The organism is Pseudomonas sp. GW821-FHT09D08 (genome assembly GCF_059416305.1).
The window spans coordinates 130284-147292 of sequence record NZ_JBWKOX010000008.1; the positions used below are offsets into that span (position 1 = coordinate 130284).

The window sequence follows — 17009 nt, forward strand, 5'->3', positions numbered from 1 at the left end:
AACCTTCGGCCCGGCACGGCAAGCTGCACCGCCACCCGGCCCGACCACTGCAAAGGCTTTAACCATGGTTACCATTGTTCGACGCAGCCACGCCTTCGCCGGGCTGCTGCTTGCGGGTTTGCTGGGATGGGCGCTGCCGTCAACGGCCGCCGAGCCGCAGGCACCACGCAGCACCGTCACCGATTTGCTCGGGCGCCAGGTCAAGGTGCACCTGCCGGTCCGGCGCGTGATTCTCGGGGAAGGCCGTCAGTTGTACCTGGTTGCCGCGCTGGATACGCAAAACCCCATCGAGCGAATCGTCGGCTGGCGCAAGGACCTGATCCAGTCCGACCCGGACACCTATGGCGCTTACCTGCGTAAATTTCCCGCCATCGCCAAAATCCCCACCTTTGGCGGCTTTGAAGACGGCACCTTCGATATCGAGCAGGCCATCTCCCAGCGCCCGGACGTGATCATCCTCAATATCGAGGCCCAGCACGCGACCGAGGACGCCCGCTATATCGAAAAGCTCGATGCCCTGGGGATTCCGGTGGTGTACGTCGACTTTCGCAACCACCCGATGCAGAACACCGAACCGACCATGCGCCTGTTCGGCCAGTTGTTCGGCAAAGAGGCGCGTGCCGAAGCGTTTATCGACTTTCGCAATCAGCAGATCCGCCGCGTCACCGACGTGATCAACGCGCAACACCCTTCGCGCCCCAGCGTGTTCATCGAGCGTATCGGTGGCTACACCGACGATTGCTGCCTGAGTTTCGGCAATGAAAACTTTGGTCTGTTCGTCGATATGGCGGGGGGCAATAACATCGCCAGAGGCGTTATTCCCACCACCTTTGGCCAGCTGAATCCCGAGCAGGTGATCGTCGCCAACCCGGAACAGGTGGTGGTCACCAGTGCCAACTGGGAAGCCTTTGCCCCCGGTGGCCACTGGGTCGGGGTAGGTCCCGGTGCCGACATGGCCCAAGCCCGGCGCAAACTGGCCTGGTATACCCAACGCCCGGCCTATGCCGGGATCAAGGCGCAGGATGACCAGGCGTTCCATGCCATCTGGCACCAGTTCTACAACAGCCCTTATCAGTTCGTGGCCATCCAGCAGTTGGCCAAGTGGTTTCATCCGACACTGTTTACCGACCTGGACCCTGAAGCCTCGTTTCGCCAATTGCACGAGCGATTCCTGCCGGTGCCCTATGAGCCGGGTTACTTCGTGAGCCTCAAGCCATGAGTGCCGTGATCCAACGCGACACCTACCGGGCCCTGGTGCTGCGCAAACGCCTTATCCTCGGAGGCCTGGCCCTACTGTTGCTGTGCAGTGTGCTGCTTGACCTGGCCCTGGGGCCGGCGAGCTACAGCTTCCATGAAGTGCTCGGTGCACTGTTTGCGCCGGACAGTGCGCCGGCACAGGTTCGCGTGGTGATGTGGGACATCCGCCTGCCGATCGCGCTGATGGCGGTTGCCGTGGGTGCGGCGTTGTCACTGGCCGGCGCGCAGATGCAGACCATCCTCAATAACCCGCTGGCCAGCCCCTTCACCCTGGGCATTTCCGCCGCCGCCAGTTTTGGTGCAGCCATGGGGCTGGCGTTTGGTGTGGCGCTGTTTCCGTTGGCGGCGCAGTACATGGTGCCGGTCAACGCGTTCATCATGGCCATGCTGTCGGCGTTGCTGATTCACTTCCTGAGCATGCGTCGCGGGGTCACCGCGGAAACCATCGTGCTGCTGGGTATCGCCCTGGTCTTCACGTTTAACGCGTTATTGGCCCTGGTGCAGTTTTTCGCCACCGAGCAAGCCGTGGCGGCCGTGGTGTTCTGGACCATGGGCAGCCTGACCAAAGCCACCTGGCCCAAACTCGGGGTGATCTGCCTGGTGATCGTGATCACCCTGCCGATCTTTGCCAAGCGCGCCTGGGCCCTGACCGCACTGCGACTGGGTGACGACAAGGCCGCCAGCTTCGGGATCAACGTACGCAGCCTGCGTTTTCAGACGCTGATCATGGTCAGCCTGCTCGCCTCGTTCCCCGTGGCCTTTGTGGGCACCATCGGCTTTATCGGGCTGGTCGGCCCGCATATTGCGCGGATGTTGATCGGCGAGGACCAACGCTTCTTCCTGCCGGCCTCGCTGCTGACCGGCGCACTGATTCTGTCCGCCAGTTCAGTGGTGAGCAAAACCCTGATCCCGGGTGCCATCTTCCCGATCGGGGTGGTCACTTCGCTGATCGGCGTGCCGTTCTTCATATCACTGATCCTCAGCGGGAAGAAAAACACATGGTGAAGATTCAGCTGCAAGACCTGGGTGCCCGCTATGGCCAGCGCACGATCATCCGTGGCGTTACCACCGCCGCGTTCACCGGCGGCCAGGTGGTCGCGGTGGTGGGGCCCAATGCGGCGGGCAAGTCCACCCTGTTCAAACGCATGGCCGGGCTGATCGACGGGCCTGGACGGGTGATCCTGCAGGACTCGAAAAAGGGCCGGCAGGGCATCTGCTACATGCCCCAGGGCTTGAATGCCAGTGCGCGGTTGACGGTCTACGAATCGGTACTCCTGGCCCGCAAGCAACTGTCGCCGCAATGGACCGTCCACGATGACGAGTTGAACCTGGTGGACGAAATGCTCGAGGCCCTTGGCATCAGCGACTTGTCCTTTCGCAACTTGGGCGAACTCAGCGGCGGCCAGCAGCAACTGGTGTCCATCGCCCAGACCTTGGTGCGCGAACCGGAAATCCTGCTGATGGACGAACCCACCAGCGCCCTCGACATGCATCGCCAGGTGCAAGTGTTGAACTTCATGGGCGCACTGGCCCGCCAACAGCAGGTCATCGTGTTTATTGCCCTGCATGACCTGAACCAGGCGTTGCGCTTTGCCGACCAGGTATTGGTGATTGCCGATGGCACCGCCCAGGGCAGCGGCGCGAGTCATGAGGTGATCACCGAACGCATGCTGCGCGAGGTGTACCAGGTTGAGGCGCGGATCGAGCAGTGCAGTCGGGGACAACGGCATATCTTGATCGACGGGATAACCGGATAGCTCATAGCCGCTGATCAGTCACGAAGCCTGTCGCCAGACACTTGGTGCCGCCCCTCCTCCAATGGGTTTGCGTAGAAACGAAAAAAGACGCCGAAGCGTCTATCACGTAAATCACATCGCATAAAAAGGCCCTGTCCATCGCTGGCGGGCCTTTGAAGTGTTCTGTCTGTTATTGGCTCACGACACCTCGCACGATCCGCTTTCAGCGGTCGTGGTGGTGGTTGTCGAGGTGAGGCAATAATGAGTCATGAATCGACATTAACAATATCGTTGCGGGCTGACAGGACCGAGACGGCACGGTGGCGACAATGCTTCATGAACGCGTTGCTCCCGGATTGTCGACCCCAGGAGTGGCAAATAGATGCTCGGCGGCAAAGTCTACGAATACGCGAATTTTCGGTGAAAGATGGCGACTGGACGGCCACAGCGCCCAGAACTGCCCCTGATCTTCACTGTAACCCTCGAGCACGGTTTCCAGGCGCCCCTGGGCGATGGCTTCGCGCGCGAGGAAATCCGGGACAAATGCGATGCCGTGCCCATCCACCACGGCCATCAGCATGGCCTCCATGTTGTTCAAGGTCAGTGCGGTGGGCAGGCGCAGCTGCGTGAACTGGGGCGCCGAAGACATACTCCAGTCCATGATTTTACCCGTCGTAACGAATCGGTAACGCAGGCACTCGTGATGCTCAAGATCAATAAGCGTGACGGGGCGCCCCTTACGCTGCAGATAGTCGGGCGATGCGCACAGGACAAACTTGAAAGGCCCCAACTTTCGAGCCATCAGCTTGGAGTCGACCTGGCCGCCGCTGCGAATCACCACGTCAAAGCCTTCATCGATCACATCCACCAACTGGTCGTTGAAATCCAGTTCCAGCTCGATCTCCGGGTAGGCTTTGCGAAACCGCGCCATATGGGGCAACAGAAAGCGATATCCGATGGTGGGCAAGCTGACGCGTAACTTTCCACGGGGTTGCTGTGTGGCATGGGAAAGCATTGCACGGGCATCTTCAAGATCGTCGAGGACCTTTCGGCAGCGCTCATAAAACAGCTGGCCCTCTGCGGTCAGGCTGACTTTGCGGGTGCTGCGGTGCAATAACCGCACATTCAGCGAAGCTTCGAGCTTGGCAACGTTTTTGCCCACCGCCGAGGCAGAAATACCCAACGTCCTGGAGGCGCTGATGAAACTGAGCGCCTCGGCGGTTTTTACGAATGAGATCACACCACTGAGACTGTCCACAAATCCATTACATCCTTTTGGTTCACTATAAGTGGAATAAAACCCCATTTATCTTCGATTGTATCCTAACTAGAGTATGTGAACGTTCGCGCGCCTCGGCCGGGCCAGCACGGATACTTCATACACATGCAGGGAATGACCTAATGAACGCAACGACCCAACCGCTGCCGGCTCATGGCCGGTACTCCATCCTGGCTGCCATTTGCCTGGCAGCCTTGGTGTTGCCTATGAGTTTTACCGGCGGAGCAGTGGCCACGCCGTTCATTGGCCAAACCTTCGCTGCCCATCCCACGGAACTGGCCTGGATCACTAACGCTTTTATGCTCAGCTTCGGCAGCCTTTTGATGGCGGCGGGAACGCTTGCTGACCTCTACGGACGCAAGCGTCTGTTCATGTGCGGGATGGCGTTGTTTGCACTGGTGTCGACCCTGTTGGCGGTGGTCCCCGATATTATCTGGCTGGACCTGTTGCGTGGTGTGCAGGGCATTGCTGCGGCCGCGGCCCTGGCCAGTGGTTCGGCGGCCCTGGCGCAGGAGTTTGATGGCCATGACCGCACGCGTGCTTTTAGCCTTTTGGGCACCACGTTCGGGGTTGGCCTGGCCTTCGGTCCGTTGTTATCGGGGTTATTGATCGAGTTGATGGGCTGGCGCTCCATTTTCCTTTGCACCGCCCTGATCGCCATCCTTTCGTTGATCTTTGCTCTGCCGAAAATGCGCGAAAGCCGCGACCCGCAGGCACGACGTCTGGATACACCCGGCTTGCTGACGTTTTCCGGCCTGCTGATCCTGTTTACCACGGCGGTGATCCTGGCACCCGAGCAAGGGTGGGGCTCGCCGATCATCCATGCGTTGCTGGGTGGGGCTGCGGTGTTTTTGCTGCTGTTTATCATGGTTGAAAATCGGGCGGAACATCCGATGCTGGAACTGGGGCTGTTCCTGTTTCCGCGCTTTGTCGGTGTACAGATCCTGCCGATCGGCACCTGCTACTGCTACATCGTCTTGATCGTCTTGCTGCCATTTCGGTTTATCGGTGTGGAAGGGGCCAGCGCGTTTGAGGCGGGGTTGATGATGTTGGCACTCTCTGCCCCAATGCTGATTGTACCGATGGCTGCCGCGTCGCTGACGCGCTGGCTGTCGGCAGGGATACTTTGCGCGATCGGCTTTGTGATCGCGGCGGCCGGGCTCTACTGGCTGAGTACGATTCCGGTCGGCGCCCATGCGCAGATTATCGCGGCTATGCTGCTGACCGGGATCGGCACCGGCTTGCCGTGGGGCTTGATGGATGGTTTGTCGATCAGTGTTATTCCCAAGGAACGAGCGGGGATGGCCGCGGGTATTTTCAATACGACGCGGGTGGCCAGCGAAGGTGTCGCCCTGGCAATTACGGTTGCGGTGCTGACGGCGCTGGTGGCGCATCATCTGAGTCTCAGTGACGCGGTCAAACTGTCTGCTGTCGACTATTCGGGTATCGCGCAACGCCTGGTAATGGGTGATATCCAACACGCGAGCGCCGACGCCGGTCAAATTCCATTAGCGGTGCTGCGCTCGGCTTATACCTCAGGGTTCAACACCTTGTTGCAGCTATTGGCGATGTTCACGCTGTTCACTGCTGCCGTGGTCTTCCTGTTCCTGGGGCGCCAAAGCGAGGCCGGGGTTGAATCCGCGCCCGATGCCGTGCGTTTTTCATCCGATACCTGAGAGCCGCTCTGGAGCCATGCCTGATGTCGCCCAATACACACTTTACGCCGCTGATTCTGGCGGGCATTGCTTTACTGTGCGGTTTGTCGGTGGCCAATGTTTACTTTAACCAGGCGCTGCTGCCGGTCTTTGCAGGTGCCTTACACGCGGATGCAGGGCAAACCAGTTGGATAGCTACGGCATCGCAGATGGGATATGCCCTGGGAATGTTGCTGATCGTACCGTTGGGCGACAGGGTGGCGCCCTTGCGGCTCTGTCGCTTACTGCTGGTGTGGACCGCCGCCCTGTTACTGCTGGCCAGCCAGGCCACCCAGCTTTCAATGCTGGCAGGTGCCAGCTTCTTGCTCTGCATGGGCACCTGCATTCCGCAGGTGTTACTGCCCTACCTGGCCGGGCTGGCCACAGCCGGAGAACGCAGTCGTGTCATCGCGTGGGTGCAAACGGGGCTGGTCACCGGCATCCTGCTGTCCCGCGCCATTGCCGGATGGTTGGCCGACCACCTCGGCTGGCAGTCGGTCTATTGGGTGGCGGCGGCTGCCATGCTTATGTGTGCGCTGGCGCTGCCGAGCATTCTGCCCCGACGCCAAGCGCCTGGAGTGCCGGTTGCCTACGGCAGATTATTGAGCTCGATGCTGCATCTGTTTTGGCATGAGCCGCTGCTGCGTTTGTCCTGCGCCCTGGGCGCAGCAGTTTTTGCGGCATTCAGTGCGTTCTGGTCGGTCATCGCATTTAAGCTGATGGCGTCGCCGTACAGCATGAATGCTGCCGATGTCGGGCTGTTCAGCTTATGGGGCGCTCTTGCCACATTGCTGACGCCCGCAGCCGGTAAGTTGTGTGAACGTTTCGGCACAGTCGCTATCAGCCTCACCTCTATTGTGCTCTGTAGCCTGAGCTTCGCTTTGTCGATGGCCTGGGCCAACACTTTTCTGGTGTTGCTGGCGTGCGCCAACCTGCTCAGCTTTGCCTTGCAGTTGGGGCAGGTGGCCAACCAGACGCGTATTTTTTCCCTCAGCCCGGACAGTCGCAGCCGTTTGAACACGGTGTATATGGTCTGTAATTTTTGTGGCGGTGCCTTCGGCAGTGCCATGGGAGGGTATCTCTGGCAGCGTTTCGGGTGGACCGGATGCGCCTTACTGGGATTGCTGTGCGCCGTATTAGCAATGGTCGCCTTGTTGGCGATACTTAGACCTCGCCCCAAACAACTTGCCACCGTTTAATCATTGAATGACTGAACGGCCACATTCGTAACTTGTTATCCCCTTCCTGCACTGACTAGTTGTATTGGTTGTTCACAGTACAACTCGTTTCGTCCTGCCTGCTCCTTCCCTTTTACTCAATAAGTCCTGTGTATTTCTGTTCGCTCGTTGAGGCGTGCGCGCAATGATGTATTTAGCACGGCTGGACCTTGAACTTATAGTTCAGACAGTTGAGCCTAAAACGCTCAAATGCTTTGAAATACTCTGAAATACAATTGCCCACAGCAAACAGATTTTTCGGAAAAATCAGGCAGGCTCCAACTTGGCAGAAAGGCCCGGGCGTTCGTTAGTTTCTGGGCTTCTTTTGATCTCTCAAACAAGGAGTCTTCGATGACTGTCATCGACTCTGAAAAAGTGTGTGTGTTTGTCCCCTTTGCCGGGGGCAGTGGTTTGTCTTTTGAAACCCTGCGGCGTGCGGTAGGCGCTCACATGCCGGTCGTGGGTGTTACTTATAAAAGTCGTTATCAAAAAGATCTAACGCAGGCCCCCGGTACTGTCGAGGCCATGGTGAACGAAGTCATTGCACTTATCGACGGCCTGGCGGTGCGTGAGGTCATTCTTTTTGGTTATAGCCTGGGTGCGATCGTTGCCTACGAAGTTGCTCGTCGCCAACATGAATTTGGACCACGACTGAGCAAGCTGGTGGTCGCAGCCTGTCGTGCTCCGCGCATTTTCAGTTGCGCGCAATTGACGCTTGACGGTTCTGAAGAGGAATTTATTCAAACACTTTCCAAGTTTGGTGCCGTTCCGGATTTCGTACTCCAGCACTCGGCGGCCAAGCACCGCATGCTGCCCTCTCTTATCAAGGACTTCCAGGCCGCCGCTTTATATCGTCACGTTGCCGGTGACCCGGTGGAGGTTCCCATGACGGTGCTGGGCGGCAGTAACGACCCTTTCGCACCGGTTGAGGACGTAATGGCCTGGGAGGAGCATAGCCAAAATTTTGCATGTATGGAGTTTTTTGAGGGAGATCATTTTTTCCTCACTCAGCATGTCACTGCCATTACAAAAACAATTATGGAGCCTGTCGGCTCAATAGCACGCCGGCCTGTTTCATCCCGATACCTGGATCTCAGCACGCATATAAGGTGAAAGAAATGGAAGAGCTCAGTGTTTCAAATAGCGTTTCTTCGTGCCCGTTTGCCGGACTTTCCTCGCTCAGCGCACAGCCGCAGGAACCGCCCAGGCATTACATTGTGGTGGGGGACCGAATCAAAAGTCAGTGCAGCGATAATATGTTTATTTCGGTGACAGCCGCAGAAGAAATGGTCACCCGGCTTGATAGGGATGAATCACTAACCTTACATGTCGGCCAGGGTGTTACCGATGAGCAACTTAACACGTTATATGGATTCAAGAAGGTGCTGTCGCCGGCCTTGAATATCCTGCCGGAAGACCGCCGGACGCGTGCGTCTTCAACCGTCACCCATAAGTTGAAAATTCATAATATTGCCATCTCTGCGCCTGGCGAAAATGGCAACGGTACTTACTCGGCCTCGCTGATGATAGATGATGCCAATGCCGAACTAAGCGATCACCTAACTGGCCAGCATGTGTCGGGCATGATGGTTATTGAGGCGGCCCGCCAGATGACCATCGCGGTTGCGGAAGCCTATTACGTCGCACCACAAGCGAAAGGCAAAGTCAACTTTGTTACCCACAAGATGGACGTCAACTATAGGGACTTCCTGCTACCTGTACACACGGAAATTCTCTGCATTCCGCTTGAATTACGTCGCTCGGGCGCTTCGAATTTTCGGTTTGGCTGCCGCCTTGAGTTCAAACAACAAGGCCAGTGCCAAGTTGAACTCGGGTTTGAATTGTCGGTGATTGACTCGCGCTACTTTCAACTCAAGGAAGCGCAACTTCTTCATCAATTCGTCAAGCGTCTTGTCTGATCCCCTTTGAGAGGAAGGAACCCTTATGAAAGAGCAAGTTCTCGGCATCATTTATAGCGCGATTGAAAATGAAAACCACAGTCTCGCCCAACCCATCAGCCTGGAAGAAGGCGAAAACACTGCCCTCTATGGGGTTGGCGGTGTCCTTGATTCGATGAGTCTGGTGTCCATCGTGATTGACGTCGAGCAGATGATCGAGGAGCAACTGGGGGTCAAGCTGACGCTGGTCAACGACAGTGCCATGTCCCCCAAGCGCAGCCCGTTTCAGTCGGTAAAAACCTTCGCCAACTACATTGTCGAGCTCAATGCACAGGTGTCTCATGCCCGATAACACGCCTGTCACGCTGATTACGGGAACGCGCAAGGGGATCGGCAGGCATCTTGCCGAACATTACCTCGCGCGAGGGCATCGGGTGATCGGCTGTAGCCGTTCATCCAGTGATCTGAGCCATCCGGCCTATCACCACTTTATCGCCGATGTGGCCGATGAACAGGCCATCAGCGAACTGATGAGGCATGTGCGTGGCACCTGCGGTCGGCTTGATCACCTGATCAACAATGCCGGGATCGCCAGCATGAATCACTCGTTGCTGACGCCCTACAAAACCGCGCAAAACATCATGCAAACCAACGTGCTGGGCACTTTCCTGCTCAGCCGGGAGGCGGCAAAGCTCATGCGTGCCGGACGGCAGGGACGCATTGTGAATTTTTCGACGGTGGCCAAGCCATTAAAGCTGGAAGGCGAAGCGCTGTACGCAGCGTCCAAAGCCGCCGTGGAAACCCTGACCTGCGTGATGGCCAAGGAGCTCGCCAGCTTTGGCATCACCGTCAATGCCGTAGGTCCGACACCAATCGATACGGATCTGACGCGGGTCATACCAGCACAAAAAATGAAAGACCTGCTGGCGCAACAGTCGCTCAAGCGCTTTGGCACTTTCGACGATGTGACCAACGTGGCGGACTTTTTCCTGTCGCCGCGTAGCAATTTCATTACTGGCCAAGTCGTGTATCTCGGCGGCCTCTAACTCACGTGCTCTTGCAAAAGGAGCTCACCATGAACCTGGACGCGATCAAGAAAGAACTGGCAGAACTTCTGGAACTGCGCGAATCGGAACTGCAAGCCGATGTATTGCTGCAGCCGCTGAGCAATTGGGATTCATTGACCAAGGTCACGCTGCTGGGTGTATTGAATGACCAGTTCGGTTTCGCTTTGAGCCCTGCCGTGCTCGATGAGGTTGAAACCATGGGTGAGCTGTTCGACGCCATCCAGGCCGATGCGGTTGGCGCTCGCATCAGTGAACCCTCATGAGCCTGTCTATCGATGGGGTGTCGATCCGCGCACTGTCGGCGGCCATCCCTCAGGACGTGATGACCCTGGCCGATTTCGCCACGTTGTTCGGCGAAAAAGAGGTTCAGCGGATCGCCAAAAGCACCGGAATCCATCAGGTGCGGGTGGCCAATCGGTTGTCGACCGTGGATCTGTGCGCCGCTGCTGCCCGGACCTTGTTCGACGCGGCGGATATCGACCCCGCCAGCATCGATGGCCTGGTGCTTGTCACTCAAACGCCCGACAGCCTGATGCCCGCCAGTAGTGCGCTCCTGGCTGATCGCTTGGGGTTGAAGAAAGCGCTTGCAGCCTTCGACCTCAATTTTGGCTGTTCCGGCTACGTTTATGGCCTGTTTCAAGCGGCCATGCTGATCAAGGCCGGCGGCTGCCGCCGAGTCATGGTGTGTACCGGCGATGTGATCAGCAAATTGCTCAACCCTGAAGACCGGCATGTGCGGTTGGTCTTTGGTGATGCCGCGACCTGCACGCTGCTGGAAAGCGGTGAGCAGGCACTCGGGTTTGCTTTCAATACCGATGGCGCCGGGGCGCAGTACCTCAACACTGCTCTGGATTACACGTCCAGCGTGACCAGCCGGGTACAGGCCAGTGGGCTGCATATGGACGGCGGCCAAGTGATGAACTTTGCCCTGGAAAAGGTACCGGCGGCGATCAACGCCTTCATTCGCGACCAGGGCATCGACCCTGAGCGTGTGCCGTTTTATCTGCTGCACCAGGCCAACAAATTCATGCTCGATTACCTGGCCAAAAAGCTGGGTGTTGCGCAGGCCAAAGTCCCCATTGAAGTGGCAGACGTGGGCAACACCGGCCCTTCGTCGATACCGCTGATGATCTGCAAGCGCCACGGCAGTGAGGACGTGCGCCAGGACAACCTGATTGCCTGTGGTTTTGGCGTCGGGTTGTCGATCGGCATTGCCCATTTATCGCTGCGCGATGCCCACATCATTGCGCCCGTAGAAGTACCTGCCCTCTCTAACTGACCTTACTTTCAAGGAAAGATGACCATGACAATCCAAGCAATCTGGTTCGACTTCGGCGGCGTGCTGTCGCCCTCCATAGATGAGCTGTACCGCGTCTACCAGCAAAATACTGGCATCAGCCGCAGCCAGATGGAGGCTGCCATGCATACCGTGGCCAAGCCCCTGAACGTGCAATTCCAGGCGCCCATCGAGTTGGCAATGATGACTCAGGTCGAATGGGGGCAGGCCATGAGCAAGGCATTGTCCGAGCTGTATCCGGGCATTGACCTGAGTCGTTGCGATTTTGATAACCACGGTGAGCAGTGGTTTTCCCCGCACAACGTCAACCAGCACATGTTCGAGCTGTTTCATGAGGTCAAAGCGGCCGGCCTGAAGGCGTGCATCCTCACCAATAACGTCGTGGAGTGGGAAACGCCTTGGCGGCGTATGGTGGGCCTGGATGATGTGGCTGACAGCATCGTCGATTCCTGCAAGGTAAAACTGCGCAAGCCTGACCCGAAGATCTTCGCGCTGGCGGCCGAGCAGATCGGCGTACCCGCTGACGCCTGCGTGCTGATCGACGATGTCGAAGAAAACTGCGACGCCGCGCGAGCCGCCGGTTGGCACGCCATTTTATTTGTCGACAGCCTTGAGACGCAGCAGGCTGTGCGGGCACTCATCGGCACGGAGCAACCCCGTGCACTGGCAGGTGCCCGATGAACATGCGTGTCCATCCCAGCGTGTTGGATATCCCCAACCTCGACGCCGCGCCCTATTACCAAACCGTGGGCTGGCAGGATCAATTGCCGCAAATCAGGTTGCCCAGCGGCCACGTCGCCACCCATCTGACCGGATACGCCGATTGCAAGGCGTTTCTGGCAGACCCGAGCATCAGTCGCACCCTATGTAACGTCGAAAACGGCCCGACCTTTCTCCCCGGCCCGACGCAGCCGGAGCTGTTGCTCAATCTGGACAACCCGGCGCACATGCGTTCGCGCGCGACCGTCGCGCGTGCGTTCAGCAAGCGTGGCCTGGAAAGCGTGCGCCAACACGTGACCACTATGACCGCCGACAGCATCGAGCAGATGCGCAGCGGTGTAACGCCGCCGGACTTGTTTGCCTCGGTGTTGGAGCGCCTGACTTCCTCGACGGTGTGTCACATTCTCGGCATCCCCGAAGAAGACCGGCAGTTGTTCCGACCCTGGAGCCAAATGATCCAATCAGCACCGCCGGATGACATCGTCGGTATCGAAACGGCGGTCAACGCCAGCTTCGATTACATGATGGACTTCGTGCAGGGCCGCAGGCAGGCGCATCCAGACGGCTTCATTCGTCAATATGTCGACCAGCGCCACACCCTGGAAGACCCACTGAGCGATCGGGAGTTTGTAGGGGTTCTGTTGGGAATTCTGCTGGGGGGCGACCATAACGCTCTAAGCGTCATGACCAAGAGTCTCTATACGTTGCTGTGCGCGCCATCGCTGTGGCAGTACATACGAGAGAAGCCCGATCAAGCGCCGCAGTTGATCGAAGAACTCATTCGGCTGATTCCCATCGGCAAGTTATCAGCATTCCCCCGCATGACCACCCAAGCGCTGCACACCAGCCGCGGTGTGATCGCGGCGAACACTACGGTGTACGCCAACGTATTCTTCGCCAATCGCGACCCCAGCGTGTTCAACGCGCCGCTGCTGATCAACCCCGAGCGCCAGAATAAGGTCGCGCACATGCAGTTCGGCCACGGGATCCACAGCTGCATGGGGCCGGCGCTGGCACGCCTGGAAATCGCCACTGTGCTGTCCACCCTGGTACATGCATTACCCAACCTGGAACTGGCCTGTAACCCAGCGTCGATCCGCTGGATCAACGGCACGGTATTGCGCCGTCCCGACGAACTGCCCGTGCGTTTTTGATGCTTTTTCAATAAGGGATAAGCCATGATCTTTAAACCGCTGATAAACGGATTTGCTCAGTTTTCGAACCAGATCTTTCTGAATGACCCTGAACAGTCCTACACCTACGCCCAACTGAGCGAAGAGATCAGTGCCCAACTGGATTGGCTGGCCGCCAATGGTGTGTCCAGGCAAGCGGTCGTGTTCATGAGCGGCGATTTTTCGTTCGCGGGTATCGCGCTCTTTCTGGCGCTGTACCAGAACGGCCACATCATTGCGCTCAACACTGCTGAAAACCCGGCGGAAATTCAAAACAAGCAGGCAGCCGCAAACCCTGAGTTTGTGATCGATATCCAGACCCGCCAGATTCGCCCATGCATGCTTACTCAAGCGCCGGAAAACCCGATGATCGGCGAGCTTAAAAAGCAGGGGCACGCCGGCCTGATTCTGTTCAGCAGTGGCACCACCGGCACACCCAAGGCGATGCTGCATGACCTTGATCGACTGGTGGGCGAGTTTTCTGAAAAACGCTCTCGACGCCTCGATATCTTTCTGTTTTTGCTGTTTGACCATATCGGCGGCATCAATACGCTGTTGAACATATTGTCTATTGGCGGAACGGCAACGATTGCCGCCAGCAAAACCCCAGACACCGTTGCCCGGCTGATTGAAAAACATCGCATTACGGTGCTTCCGACCTCGCCGACATTCCTGAACCTGATGTTGATCAACCAGGTATTCGATACCTGCAACCTTAGTAGCCTGCGCATGATCACCTATGGCACGGAGCCGATGCCGGAGAGTTTGTTGCTCAAACTTCGCGAGCACCTGCCAAGAGTGAAGTTTTTGCAGACCTTCGGCACCAGCGAGACGGGCATCATCAATACCAGTTCGTTGTCGTCCGATAGCCTGTATATGCGCTTTCAGGAAGGCTCCAGTGAACACAAAGTCGTCGACGGCGAGCTCTGGCTGCGCAGTGCGACGCAAGTCATGGGCTACCTGAACCACTCGATGGACAGCTTCACCGAGGATGGCTGGTTCAAGACCGGCGATCTGGTGGAGGTCAATGCCGATGGTTACCTGAAGATCCTCGGCCGCAGCAAAGAGATCATTAACGTCGGTGGCGAGAAGGTTTACCCCGCAGAAGTGGAATCCGTGCTGCTACGCCATCCGCAGGTACGTGACTGCAAGGCGTACGGCGAGGCCAATGCCTTGACCGGGCAATTCGTTGCCGCGCACATCGTCCTCGATAGCGACTATGGAGACGCAACGGCGAACGTGCTGCACGATATCCGGCAATTTGCCCGGCGACTGATGGATGCCTATAAGGTGCCGGTACGCTTGAAATCGGTAGAGGCGATCCAGTATTCGACGCGGTTCAAAAAGCTGTTGATTGACTGAGAAGTGGCGTGCCCTGAAGGCGCCATCAACCGCCTTCAGGGCTGCTCATCAGTTGCGCTTCACCTAGAAAATCAATGAATGCGCGGGTCTTGGGTGACAGCAAGCGGCTAGGTGACCAGACAATCCAGAAATCACCCTCCAGGCTCAATTCCGGCAGCACCCTGATCAATTCCTGGCTGGCCAGGTATTCCTGAATGACGAAGTCAGGCAGGTAGGCGAGGCCCAGGCCATTGCGACACGCAGCGAGGACCGCTTCCACGCTGTTCATGACCATGGTGGTTTCCAGGCTGATCTTGACGGTATCGCCATTGACCTTCAGCCACCAGGGCTGGAGTTTTCCATTCGAAGGGAATTTATAGGCGATGCCTTTGTAATGCTGCAAGTCCTCGATGCTCTTTGCCATGCCGTAGCGCTGAAAATAATCGGGCGCTGCACACAAGACGAACCGGAACGTGCAGATTCTTTTTGCTGCAAGGCTGGAATCGGGCAGCTCGCCGCTTCGGATCACCGCATCAAAGGCTTCATCGACCACATCGACCACATCGACCAGCCGGTCGCTGAAATCCAGGTCCAGTTCGATTTCCGGATAGCGCTGACAAAATTCGCGCAACATGCCCGAGATCAGCCGATAGCCCACCGCTGGCAAACTGATTCGCAGACGCCCTCGAGGGCGGGTCTTGGAGTGGGAAAGCGCGGCCTCGGCATCCTGTAATTGCTGCAGCAAAGTGCGGCAACGACCAAAAAAGTCCAAGCCTTCGCTGGTCAGGCTGATTTGCCGGGTACTACGATGGAAAAGGCGCACGCCAATCCGCTCTTCAAGGCGGCTGACACTTTTCCCTACGGCAGAAGACGAGATACCCAGCGCTCTGCCCGCAAGGGTAAAACTCTGATTTTCTGCTGCCCGCACAAAAGCAATCAACCCGCTCAGATTATCCATATTCCGTGTCCGCAGGGGGGGTGATATAGGCAGAATTTTTGATGCTGCAAAAGTCGACTTGGCAAAAGATAGGCACAGCTGCTTTATTAATTATTGGGCTTTGAGCAGCACTTGTCGCCGGATGTCGTCGATTTTTGAGTCTGACGTGGTGCCACATTCAGAGCAACTATTTTGTCGGCGGGTGCTGCGTAAGCGTCTGGCTAACACACCTTCGATGCTGTTGTGTAAGCCGTAGATTTTCACGGCTTAGGGCTAACCTTTCCGAACTCCTTCAACAGTTGGCGCACCACCTCCATCGCCTGGGTCGACAGCGGCACGATATAGGGGGGATGTCCTGCACACGCTTGCTTTTCTTGCGCATCTTCAATTGCAACTGTTTGACCACCTCGGACGGAATGGTCTACAGCCCTCGCTCAAGATCAAACTGAGCGGGGGTCGCCCAGCGCAGTTCTCCCGTGCGTACTCCCGTCAACAGCAACAGCCGTATTCCTAACTGCGTTTGTTCCATCCCGCCGTAATCTTTGCCAGTGGGCTTGGCCTGCCGGACAGCAGCATCTGAAAGAGCCAGGCTTCTAGCCTTCTGAAGGTTGGATTCAGGACTAGATGCTCAGCAAATGACTCGTCGGGCTCTTGCAACAATCCGATCTCGGAACCTGCCATTTTTATGGACTAGATTCTGGACTAAAAACGTCCGGATACCCGTGGCTTTCGATGGATGCTGAAGGAACGAAAAAAGACGCCGAAGCGTCTATCACGTAAATCACAGGCAAAAAAAAGCCACTCTATTGAGTGGCTTTTTCTTTGTGTTTGGAGCGGGAAACGAGGCTCGCATCTGGTGTCCGACACATTGAAATCTAAAGGGTTTATTTTCTTGCTGAAGCAGGAAAGACTCAATTCTGGACTTGTTTTTTGGGGGTATCAAGAGGCAGGAACGAATGATTCCAAGCTATGTTATTGGATTCTCCCCATAGCCAATCGGACGAGCGATCAACAAGCCGGCGGTGGCAATTGCGCAGGATCAACAGGAGACGAGACCTCACCGGAAAGACAGATCTAGGTTCACTAGACATGGCTTGCGCTTGAGATCACTCATGTGCTTCGACTTTCACTGCTTCGCTCTCCACCACTTAGCATGGAAATGGGTGCTCGGATTCGCCATGGCCGGCAATTTCTTGCAGCGAGAGACACGCCTGATCCAAGCCGCATTCGGCACACAGTTCCGCAAATTGTCGGATCTCTGGCAGGTCCACAAACGAACCCAGTCAACGTTGCGATTGACAATTACGGACTATAATGTCCATTCTGGAAAAAATAACACATTAGCCGTTCCGAGCGGCACACCAAGATTCTCTTCCGTCGTCTACCTGCCCGTC

General features: G+C 57.0%; 16 protein-coding genes and 1 pseudogene. 14 read left to right on the forward strand and 3 right to left on the reverse strand.

The annotated features are described in order from the left end of the window. Positions 1 to 64 precede the first annotated feature (64 nt). Genes AC07OP_RS16315 through AC07OP_RS16325 form a run of 3 tightly spaced genes read left to right on the forward strand, consistent with a single transcriptional unit; the run spans position 65 to position 3014 of the window. A complete protein-coding gene (locus AC07OP_RS16315; RefSeq protein WP_115487954.1) occupies positions 65 to 1219 on the forward strand; it encodes an ABC transporter substrate-binding protein in 1155 nt (384 codons plus the stop codon). After that, the gene (locus AC07OP_RS16320; RefSeq protein ID WP_495101895.1) at positions 1216 to 2262 is read left to right on the forward strand and encodes a FecCD family ABC transporter permease; all 1047 of its coding nucleotides are present in this window, start codon (positions 1216 to 1218) and stop codon (positions 2260 to 2262) included. The genes AC07OP_RS16315 and AC07OP_RS16320 overlap by 4 nt, the downstream gene beginning before the upstream one ends. Next, positions 2256 to 3014 carry an ABC transporter ATP-binding protein gene (locus tag AC07OP_RS16325; protein WP_495101894.1) on the forward strand — a complete coding sequence of 253 codons (759 nt, stop codon included), beginning with the start codon at positions 2256 to 2258 and terminating at the stop codon, positions 3012 to 3014. The genes AC07OP_RS16320 and AC07OP_RS16325 overlap by 7 nt, the downstream gene beginning before the upstream one ends. Positions 3015 to 3327: 313 nt before the next feature. Here the strand turns inward: AC07OP_RS16325 and AC07OP_RS16330 are convergent, their stop codons facing one another. Beyond that, positions 3328 to 4251, reverse strand: a complete 924-nt coding sequence (locus tag AC07OP_RS16330; RefSeq protein ID WP_347709454.1) for a LysR family transcriptional regulator — start codon at positions 4249 to 4251, stop codon at positions 3328 to 3330. Between the two features lie 143 nt (positions 4252 to 4394). Between AC07OP_RS16330 and AC07OP_RS16335 the strand changes: the two genes are divergently transcribed. From AC07OP_RS16335 to AC07OP_RS16385, 11 genes are all read left to right on the forward strand, one after another. Then, entirely contained in the window at positions 4395 to 5948 is a 1554-nt protein-coding gene (locus AC07OP_RS16335; protein WP_053139812.1) for an MFS transporter, read from the forward strand. A 23-nt stretch (positions 5949 to 5971) separates the two neighbouring features. Next, positions 5972 to 7165: an MFS transporter gene (locus AC07OP_RS16340; RefSeq protein ID WP_495101893.1), complete on the forward strand. Its 1194-nt coding sequence runs from the start codon at positions 5972 to 5974 to the stop codon at positions 7163 to 7165. Between the two features lie 369 nt (positions 7166 to 7534). Then, complete coding sequence (locus AC07OP_RS16345; protein ID WP_495101892.1) at positions 7535 to 8296, forward strand: thioesterase II family protein; 762 nt, start codon at positions 7535 to 7537, stop codon at positions 8294 to 8296. Between the two features lie 5 nt (positions 8297 to 8301). Then, positions 8302 to 9102 (forward strand): AfsA-related hotdog domain-containing protein, encoded by an 801-nt coding sequence (locus AC07OP_RS16350; protein WP_495101891.1) that lies wholly within the window; start codon positions 8302 to 8304, stop codon positions 9100 to 9102. 25 nt (positions 9103 to 9127) lie between these two features. After that, positions 9128 to 9433, forward strand: coding sequence for a hypothetical protein (locus AC07OP_RS16355; RefSeq protein ID WP_053139819.1), 306 nt, complete (start codon positions 9128 to 9130; stop codon positions 9431 to 9433). Next, the gene (locus AC07OP_RS16360) at positions 9423 to 10127 is read left to right on the forward strand and encodes an SDR family NAD(P)-dependent oxidoreductase (RefSeq protein WP_495101890.1); all 705 of its coding nucleotides are present in this window, start codon (positions 9423 to 9425) and stop codon (positions 10125 to 10127) included. Before AC07OP_RS16355 ends, AC07OP_RS16360 begins: the two co-directional genes overlap by 11 nt. Before the next feature lie 29 nt (positions 10128 to 10156). After that, positions 10157 to 10411 carry a phosphopantetheine-binding protein gene (locus AC07OP_RS16365; protein WP_053139823.1) on the forward strand — a complete coding sequence of 85 codons (255 nt, stop codon included), beginning with the start codon at positions 10157 to 10159 and terminating at the stop codon, positions 10409 to 10411. After that, positions 10408 to 11427, forward strand: a complete 1020-nt coding sequence (locus AC07OP_RS16370; RefSeq protein WP_495101889.1) for a 3-oxoacyl-ACP synthase III family protein — start codon at positions 10408 to 10410, stop codon at positions 11425 to 11427. The genes AC07OP_RS16365 and AC07OP_RS16370 overlap by 4 nt, the downstream gene beginning before the upstream one ends. Positions 11428 to 11451: 24 nt before the next feature. Continuing rightward, positions 11452 to 12126 (forward strand): HAD family hydrolase, encoded by a 675-nt coding sequence (locus tag AC07OP_RS16375; protein ID WP_495101888.1) that lies wholly within the window; start codon positions 11452 to 11454, stop codon positions 12124 to 12126. A gap of 2 nt (positions 12127 to 12128) precedes the next feature. Continuing rightward, entirely contained in the window at positions 12129 to 13319 is a 1191-nt protein-coding gene (locus AC07OP_RS16380) for a cytochrome P450 (RefSeq protein WP_495101887.1), read from the forward strand. A gap of 24 nt (positions 13320 to 13343) precedes the next feature. Next, positions 13344 to 14699: an ANL family adenylate-forming protein gene (locus AC07OP_RS16385; protein WP_495101886.1), complete on the forward strand. Its 1356-nt coding sequence runs from the start codon at positions 13344 to 13346 to the stop codon at positions 14697 to 14699. 25 nt (positions 14700 to 14724) lie between these two features. On the opposite strand, the gene AC07OP_RS16390 is transcribed toward AC07OP_RS16385, so the two are convergent. Further along, positions 14725 to 15636, reverse strand: coding sequence for a LysR family transcriptional regulator (locus tag AC07OP_RS16390; RefSeq protein WP_495101885.1), 912 nt, complete (start codon positions 15634 to 15636; stop codon positions 14725 to 14727). Between the two features lie 263 nt (positions 15637 to 15899). Next, positions 15900 to 16147 (reverse strand): annotated as a pseudogene (locus tag AC07OP_RS16395) (tyrosine-type recombinase/integrase); the annotation flags it as partial. Positions 16148 to 17009: the final 862 nt, after the last annotated feature.

Bases quoted from the DNA above. Each gene is read 5' to 3' on its own strand.
- AC07OP_RS16380 (WP_495101887.1), top strand. From the start codon at position 12,129: ATGCGTGTCCATCCCAGCGTGTTGGATATCCCCAACCTCGACGCCGCG.
- AC07OP_RS16375 (WP_495101888.1), top strand. From the start codon at position 11,452: ATGACAATCCAAGCAATCTGGTTCGACTTCGGCGGCGTGCTGTCGCCC.
- AC07OP_RS16365 (WP_053139823.1), top strand. From the start codon at position 10,157: ATGAACCTGGACGCGATCAAGAAAGAACTGGCAGAACTTCTGGAACTG.
- AC07OP_RS16385 (WP_495101886.1), top strand. From the start codon at position 13,344: ATGATCTTTAAACCGCTGATAAACGGATTTGCTCAGTTTTCGAACCAG.
- AC07OP_RS16325 (WP_495101894.1), top strand. From the start codon at position 2,256: ATGGTGAAGATTCAGCTGCAAGACCTGGGTGCCCGCTATGGCCAGCGC.
- AC07OP_RS16350 (WP_495101891.1), top strand. From the start codon at position 8,302: ATGGAAGAGCTCAGTGTTTCAAATAGCGTTTCTTCGTGCCCGTTTGCC.
- AC07OP_RS16320 (WP_495101895.1), top strand. From the start codon at position 1,216: ATGAGTGCCGTGATCCAACGCGACACCTACCGGGCCCTGGTGCTGCGC.
- AC07OP_RS16370 (WP_495101889.1), top strand. From the start codon at position 10,408: ATGAGCCTGTCTATCGATGGGGTGTCGATCCGCGCACTGTCGGCGGCC.
- AC07OP_RS16340 (WP_495101893.1), top strand. From the start codon at position 5,972: ATGTCGCCCAATACACACTTTACGCCGCTGATTCTGGCGGGCATTGCT.
- AC07OP_RS16315 (WP_115487954.1), top strand. From the start codon at position 65: ATGGTTACCATTGTTCGACGCAGCCACGCCTTCGCCGGGCTGCTGCTT.
- AC07OP_RS16360 (WP_495101890.1), top strand. From the start codon at position 9,423: ATGCCCGATAACACGCCTGTCACGCTGATTACGGGAACGCGCAAGGGG.
- AC07OP_RS16355 (WP_053139819.1), top strand. From the start codon at position 9,128: ATGAAAGAGCAAGTTCTCGGCATCATTTATAGCGCGATTGAAAATGAA.
- AC07OP_RS16345 (WP_495101892.1), top strand. From the start codon at position 7,535: ATGACTGTCATCGACTCTGAAAAAGTGTGTGTGTTTGTCCCCTTTGCC.
- AC07OP_RS16390 (WP_495101885.1), bottom strand. From the start codon at position 15,636: ATGGATAATCTGAGCGGGTTGATTGCTTTTGTGCGGGCAGCAGAAAAT.
- AC07OP_RS16335 (WP_053139812.1), top strand. From the start codon at position 4,395: ATGAACGCAACGACCCAACCGCTGCCGGCTCATGGCCGGTACTCCATC.